Origin of the sequence: Vibrio sp. V43_P6S15P86, assembly GCF_009904725.1 — a bacterium.
Taxonomy (GTDB): Bacteria; Pseudomonadota; Gammaproteobacteria; order Enterobacterales; family Vibrionaceae; genus Vibrio; species Vibrio diabolicus.
The window spans coordinates 1-6,570 of sequence record NZ_WXWT01000217.1 but is presented as its reverse complement, the minus strand read 5'-3'; the positions used below and the strand labels follow the sequence as shown (position 1 = coordinate 6,570).

The window sequence follows — 6,570 nt, the reverse complement described above, 5'->3', positions numbered from 1 at the left end:
GTTTCTATCAAGTAACTAATCTGGAGCCAAAACATGTCTCACGAAGATGAATATCTATCAGTAGAAGAATTAATTGAGATTCAAAAGGAAGAGACTCGCGATATCATTGCAGCATTGCTAGAAGATGGCAGCGATCCAGATTCGCTATACGAAATCGAGCACCACCTGTTTGCAGAAGATTTTGACACGCTAGAAAAAGCGGTAGTTGAAGCATTCAAGATGGGCTTTGAAGTGCTTGAAGCGGAAGAAACTGAAGATGAAGATGGCAACAAGTTGCTTTGCTGTGACGCAACCATGGAATCAGCATTAGACGCAGAAGCCATTGATGCGCAAGTTGAAAAACTGATTCACTTGGCAGAAAAATACGACATCATCTATGACGGTTGGGGTACGTACTACGAAGGCGAAGATGCGCTTTACCCTGAAGAGGATGAAGACGACGAGTAATCAAAGCTCACTACTTTTGGAAAAACCAGCGTTTAACGCTGGTTTTTTTATACCTTGAAAAACTGACGAATGTGGAGGCGATAAATAATTCACATTGAGTTTATAGGGGATTTCTCCCTATAATGCGTGAAAATTGATCTAGCTCAAGGTGTATATGCAACTCTCACTCGCCGGTTTATGGCAAGTCTCTCCACTGACGGACCTTTCTATCCCACAGGATGACATTACTTTCCCTGCTCCTTTGAGTCAGGTATTGCCAGTTGAAATGACAGAAGAAGCAATTCGTCAGCAAGAGTGGCACCTGATGCATGACATTGAAGTGGACGAATCCATGATGGCATTCCCAGCGGTAGAAATGGTGTTGGGTGGTGTGGATTACCATGCAGAAGTGCGTTTGAACGGAGTAGCATTGTTCGACTGTGACGGTTCTCAAAATGTCTACAAGAAAGACATTCGTCCGTTCATGCAAATGGGGCGTAACCGCTTTGAAATCTTGTTCTTAGAGGAAGAAGAGGATCTTCTGTTTGATGAAGATAAACCTGAGCTGTGCTCTCTGTCCGATCATGAATATAAAAAAAGTGATGAGCGCTTAGGGGTATGGCAAGAACCGTATCTGCAGTTCATTCGCAATGTACGTTTAGACCGCGTGGCAACCGAGCAGATTTGGCACCACGGTGGTGGTTGCGAGTTTAAAGTAGACTTGTACTATCAAACTTTTGCGCCGGGTCTGGTCTCTGCATCGGTTAAGTTCAATGGTATGACTTACCATATTCCTATTGATGTCCGAGCGGAGCATGCGAGCGCTTTATTCCAGATCGAAGCGCCAAAGTATGCCGATCTTACTGATCCTGATCCAAGTGCTCTCTACCAGTTGTCTGTTGAGTTGGATGGGCAGCACCAAAACTTCACTGTTGCCTTGAGCCAGGAGCTTTGTGTTACCCATGTTGTGCTTTAACGTCTAATAATATTATCTATTACAGCATCTTAAGCATTACGACTTCACATGCATCATGCCCTGTTTGTCCAAGCGGGGCATCGAAATGCTCAAAGCCTAGCTTTTCATACAAGCTTACCGCTTCTCTCAGACATTCAGTTGTCTCTAAATAGCACTGCTGATACCCAAATTGTTTCGCCAATTGTAAGCTCAATGCGACGATGCGTTTGGCTAAACCGTGCCCTCGTGTTTGAGGTAAGAAGTACATCTTTTGTAGTTCACACACATTTGGCTCGCCAGCTAAAGGGGCAAAGCCACCGCCCCCAACGATCTCTCCGCGATGTTCAATGACCCAGTAGGCGGCCCCGCATTGATTGTAAACCGAATACATATCATCAAGCGTTGGATCGGCCACACCATAACCTTTGTCTGCGGTTAAGCCGTATTCTGCAGAGACTTTACGAATCACATCTGCGACTTGCGGGTTGTCTGCTTTAGTAAGAGGTCGAAGAACGTATTCCTCAGACTGACACACTTTTGTTAGCCCTTTTAGGTAAGTCTCTAGACCAAGTTTGAGTTGCTCTTGCTCGCTGTCATCGAGTTGGGTAAGCAGTTGTTCAAAGAAGTGGTTTTGCTGTTGGTCCAGTTGCGATAACGCCTGTTGGCCTTGCTCTGTAATCGCGACGAGTTGACTACGTTTGTCTTTTGGGTTTTCGATGCTCTCGACCAAACCTAATTTAATCAAACCAGTAACGGTTCGGCTCGCGTTGGACTTGTCGACATTAAGCTGCTGTGCCAGCTGATTGATGGTCAATGGCTGCAATTGGATTTCACCTAATGCGTGCGCTTGTACCGGGGTAAGAGCGACATCGCCGCATTGTTTATCGAGCATACCAAGCAATCGGACGGCTTGACGGGAGTAGTGTCGGAGTTGACGAGCGTTCATTATCACTTACCTCTAAAAATAAAGTTGCGCACCGCAATTAAGTTAATTGCGGTGCGCAACTTTGTCAATGATAAATGTCATTTGGCTCGTTAGGAGACGTAGTGAGCCTCCATGTTTAAGCGTAGTGATGTAAACAAAACTGCGGTGCTGGAGTTTTTGCTGATGATTTACGCATCCATACTTTCTCGTGGAAGTAGTAAGCCACCGTATTCAAACTCGGCTCTAGCATCGCCATTACGCCGCCGACAAATGCATCACCTGTTAGTAAGTAAACCACGGTAAAAGCGACGCTGAAGTGCACGGTCGCAAAGCTTGCGGTTTTTAATTTGGTCATCCACTGACGAGCTTTAAGTGCTGGGACTTTTGCCCATGCCTTTTCATGAAAGTAGAAGGCTACGGTGTTCACTGAAGGCTCAATCATGGCAATTAAACTACCAATTAAAATGTCGCCTGTGAGTACGTAAGCGACACTAAATGCGATAGTAAAATGCAGTGCTGCGAAAGTTAGTGTCTTTTTCATGATAATTACTCAATCGTGTTTGTTTCGATGAGTTTATTATCGATAATAATTCTCATTAATGCTAATGGATGATGAGTATTGTTGCGATAGGGGAAAGCTATTGATGATGGTTTTTGGTGAAAGATATACAAAAAAGGTTGACCATGATGGCCAACCTTTGGATTCAAAGTGAGAAGTGTTAGTTCTTCTCTTTCACTGAGGCTTAAAGTGCAGCGATCGTTGTCTTCTGCTCTTCTAGCTTAGCTAGTGTTTCTTTGTAGCCTTCAAGCTTCTCACGCTCTTTAGCAACAACCGCTTCAGGTGCTTTCGCTACAAAGCCTTCGTTGCCCAGTTTGCCTTCGATACGCTTGATTTCGCCGTGCGTCTTCTTGATTTCGCCATCTAGACGAGCAAGCTCTGCATCTTTGTCGATCAAACCCGCCATTGGAATCATCAGCTCAGACTTACCAACCAGTGCCGTTGCACACGCTGGGGTTTCTTCGCCAGCTTCAAGCACGCGTACTGCTTCTAGCTTCGCTAGAGACATCAATACTTGTTTGCTTGCTTCTAGACGAGAGGCGTCTTTCTCATTCGCTGCTTTCAGCATAACGTCTAGAGGCTTGCCAGGGTTGATGTCGTACTCTGCACGTAGGTTGCGGATGCTAGTGATGAACGCTTTCACCCATTCGATGTCGTCTAGCGCTTCTTGGTGGAAGTTCGCTTCGTCGAATTGAGGCAGCGTTTGTAGCATGATTGTCTCGCCCTCAACACCGTCAACTAGTGGCTTGATGCTTTGCCAGATAGTTTCTGTGATGTAAGGAATCACTGGGTGAGCCAGACGTAGCGTCTTCTCAAGTACCGTGATTAGTGTACGGCGAGTACCACGCTGTTGCGCTTCAGTACCTTTCCATAGAACGGGTTTAGTTAGCTCTAGGTACCAGTCACAGAATTGGTTCCAGATGAATTCGTAAAGTGTGTTTGCAGCCATATCTAGACGGAAGTTGTCGATATGGTTGTTGAACGCTTTCGCTGCGAGTTCAAACTGAGACTCGATCCACTTGTCTGCTAGTGAGTACTCGATCTCACCTTCACCAAAACCACAATCTTGCTCTTCTGTGTTCATCATTACGTAACGGCTTGCGTTCCATAGTTTGTTACAGAAGTTACGGTAACCTTCAAGACGCTTCATATCCCAGTTGATATCGCGACCTGTTGATGCCATTGCTGCAAGAGTGAAACGCAGTGCGTCTGTACCGTATGCTTCGATACCGTTTTCAAACGTCTTACGCGTGTTCTTCTCGATCTTCTTCGCTAGCTGAGGCTGCATCATGTTGCCACAACGCTTCTCTACTAGAGACTCTAGGTCGATACCATCGATCATGTCGATTGGGTCAAGTACGTTACCTTTCGACTTCGACATCTTGTCGCCGTTTTCGTCACGGATTAGGCCGGTAACGTAAACTGTCTTAAATGGTACTTGTGGTTTGCCATTTTCGTCTTTCACGAAGTGCATGGTCATCATGATCATGCGCGCAACCCAGAAGAAGATGATGTCGAAACCAGTTACTAGAACGTCTGAAGGGTGGAATACTTTCAGATCGTCAGTTTGCTCTGGCCAACCTTGAGTACCGAACGTCCATAGCGCAGAAGAGAACCATGTATCCAGTACGTCTTCGTCTTGGTGCAGCTCAATGACTGACTCTAGGTTGTTGTTCTTGCGAACTTCTTCTTCAGTGCGACCTACGTAAACATTACCTTGGTTGTCGTACCAAGCTGGGATGCGGTGACCCCACCATAGCTGACGAGAGATACACCAGTCTTGAACGTCACGCATCCAAGAGAAGTACATGTTTTCGTATTGCTTAGGAACGAATTGGATGTCGCCGTTTTCTACTGCTTCAACTGCTGTTTTCGCTAGAGGCGCAGTACGTACGTACCATTGGTCAGTTAGCATTGGTTCGATAACCACGCCACCACGGTCGCCGTAAGGAACTTGTAGATCGTGATCTTTCACTTCTTCAAGTAGGCCTAGCTCGTCGAATTCAGCAACGATAGCTTTACGAGCGGCAAAACGCTCCATACCGTGATATTTAGCTGGTAGCTCAGTGCTGTAAGCGTCGCTTGCTTCGCCGTTAGTGTTGAATACTTCTGCTGCGTCGCGGATGTTCGCGTCGAAAGTCAGAATGTTGATCATTGGTAGCTGGTGGCGCTTACCAACTTCGTAGTCGTTGAAGTCGTGCGCAGGTGTGATTTTCACACAGCCAGTACCTTTTTCCATATCTGCGTGCTCATCGCCCACGATTGGGATGCGACGATCAACGATAGGAAGGATGATTTCTTTACCGATAAGATCTTTGTAACGTGGATCTTCTGGGTTAACTGCAACACCCGTATCGCCTAGCATGGTCTCTGGACGAGTCGTTGCAACAACGATGTAGTCTTTGCCATCCGCTGTTTTAGCACCATCTGCTAGTGGGTAGCGGAAGTGCCACATGTGGCCTTTAGTGTCTTTGTTCTCTACTTCTAGATCTGAAATCGCTGTGTGTAGCTTTGGATCCCAGTTAACTAGACGCTTACCGCGGTAGATTAGATCGTCTTCGTATAGACGTACGAACACTTCTTGCACGGCGTTAGATAGACCATCGTCCATCGTAAAGCGCTCACGGTCCCAGTCTACTGATGCGCCAAGACGACGAAGCTGTTTAGTGATAGTGCCACCAGATTCGCCTTTCCATTCCCAGATTTTGTCGATGAAAGCTTCACGACCGTAATCGTGTTTTGTTTTGCCTTCTTCTGCAGCGATCTTACGCTCAACAACCATCTGAGTTGCGATACCAGCGTGGTCAGTACCTACTTGCCAAAGGGTGTTTTTACCCTTCATACGTTCACAACGGATAAGCGTATCCATGATCGTATCTTGGAACGCGTGGCCCATGTGTAGGCTACCAGTGACGTTCGGTGGCGGGATCATGATGCTGTATGATTCTTTAGTAGTGTCACCGTGTGGCTTAAAGTAGCCTTTCTCTTCCCAAGTCTGATACAGAGCTTGTTCGATTGAAGTTGGGTTGTATGTCTTTTCCATAGCGCTCTTTTAATGGATACGTTGATGGTTGAATCTTAGTCAATCTTTATAAGTGAGGGATCTTAACAAGATCGCCTTAACTATAAGGATTGACCGTTAAGGATATTGAATTTCGATCGTTTGCAGCTGGTAACCTGCTTGACGGTAAATTTTATATCTTTCTCTTGCGAGTTGTTTAGCTTTTTCTTCGCAGGGCACGAAGTCTACCACTTGAGCAAACTTGTTCGCAAAGGTTGTCTCATTTTCCGCCAAATTAATTACCAATTGACGATTCCAAGACGGCTTTACACCGTTATGGCCGATCTCAATATTGGTGGCGTATTTCGGTCCCTCGCCTACGAGGTTATGTGCCATGAACTTGTCTGCATCAACTTGCCAAAAGGCTTCAGCGAGCTGCTCGGCGTGTGGTTTGTCTTGGCAGTTTAAATACACTTTAGCGCCTTGGCGGGCAAAGTGCTGCGCCAAAAACACAATGTACTCTTCAAAGCCAGCCACCGTTGCTTGCGGGCTCTCTTCGTTAATGATGTAGAAGGTTGCAGTTTGCATCATTCTCTCACTTGCCTTGGGTCTCTTCCTAAGACCATCTTAAATCCCATTTTCATTTTAGAAAATTAGGATAATAAAAAAGGGCCTTGCGGCCCTTTTAGATTTTGTTCAGAAAT

The 6,570-nt window shown here is 45.9% G+C and carries 6 protein-coding genes; 2 read left to right on the top strand and 4 right to left on the bottom strand.

The genetic code is table 11. The features are described from left to right. Nucleotides 1–33: 33 nt before the first annotated feature. A complete protein-coding gene (gene rraB, locus CAG69_RS09670) occupies nt 34–447 on the top strand; it encodes a ribonuclease E inhibitor RraB (RefSeq protein WP_005381081.1) in 414 nt (137 codons plus the stop codon). Between the two features lie 154 nt (nt 448–601). Next, nucleotides 602–1,402: a glycosyl hydrolase 2 galactose-binding domain-containing protein gene (locus tag CAG69_RS09665; RefSeq protein WP_161443943.1), complete on the top strand. Its 801-nt coding sequence runs from the start codon at nt 602–604 to the stop codon at nt 1,400–1,402. A 19-nt stretch (nt 1,403–1,421) separates the two neighbouring features. Here CAG69_RS09665 and CAG69_RS09660 read toward each other — a convergent pair whose 3' ends face one another. From CAG69_RS09660 to CAG69_RS09645, 4 genes are all read right to left on the bottom strand, one after another. Beyond that, nucleotides 1,422–2,327: a bifunctional helix-turn-helix transcriptional regulator/GNAT family N-acetyltransferase gene (locus CAG69_RS09660; protein WP_161443940.1), complete on the bottom strand. Its 906-nt coding sequence runs from the start codon at nt 2,325–2,327 to the stop codon at nt 1,422–1,424. Nucleotides 2,328–2,442: 115 nt separating this feature from the next. After that, nucleotides 2,443–2,847, bottom strand: coding sequence for a DUF2061 domain-containing protein (locus CAG69_RS09655; protein WP_161443938.1), 405 nt, complete (start codon nt 2,845–2,847; stop codon nt 2,443–2,445). A 202-nt stretch (nt 2,848–3,049) separates the two neighbouring features. Then, nucleotides 3,050–5,908, bottom strand: coding sequence for a valine--tRNA ligase (locus CAG69_RS09650; protein WP_046873613.1), 2,859 nt, complete (start codon nt 5,906–5,908; stop codon nt 3,050–3,052). Nucleotides 5,909–6,004: 96 nt separating this feature from the next. Then, nucleotides 6,005–6,454, bottom strand: a complete 450-nt coding sequence (locus tag CAG69_RS09645; protein WP_046873623.1) for a DNA polymerase III subunit chi — start codon at nt 6,452–6,454, stop codon at nt 6,005–6,007. Nucleotides 6,455–6,570 lie beyond the last annotated feature (116 nt).

Coding starts and splice junctions, on each gene's coding strand:
- CAG69_RS09655 (WP_161443938.1), bottom strand. CDS start 2,847: ATGAAAAAGACACTAACTTTCGCAGCACTGCATTTTACTATCGCATTT.
- CAG69_RS09645 (WP_046873623.1), bottom strand. CDS start 6,454: ATGCAAACTGCAACCTTCTACATCATTAACGAAGAGAGCCCGCAAGCA.
- CAG69_RS09665 (WP_161443943.1), top strand. CDS start 602: ATGCAACTCTCACTCGCCGGTTTATGGCAAGTCTCTCCACTGACGGAC.
- CAG69_RS09660 (WP_161443940.1), bottom strand. CDS start 2,327: ATGAACGCTCGTCAACTCCGACACTACTCCCGTCAAGCCGTCCGATTG.
- CAG69_RS09650 (WP_046873613.1), bottom strand. CDS start 5,908: ATGGAAAAGACATACAACCCAACTTCAATCGAACAAGCTCTGTATCAG.
- rraB (WP_005381081.1), top strand. CDS start 34: ATGTCTCACGAAGATGAATATCTATCAGTAGAAGAATTAATTGAGATT.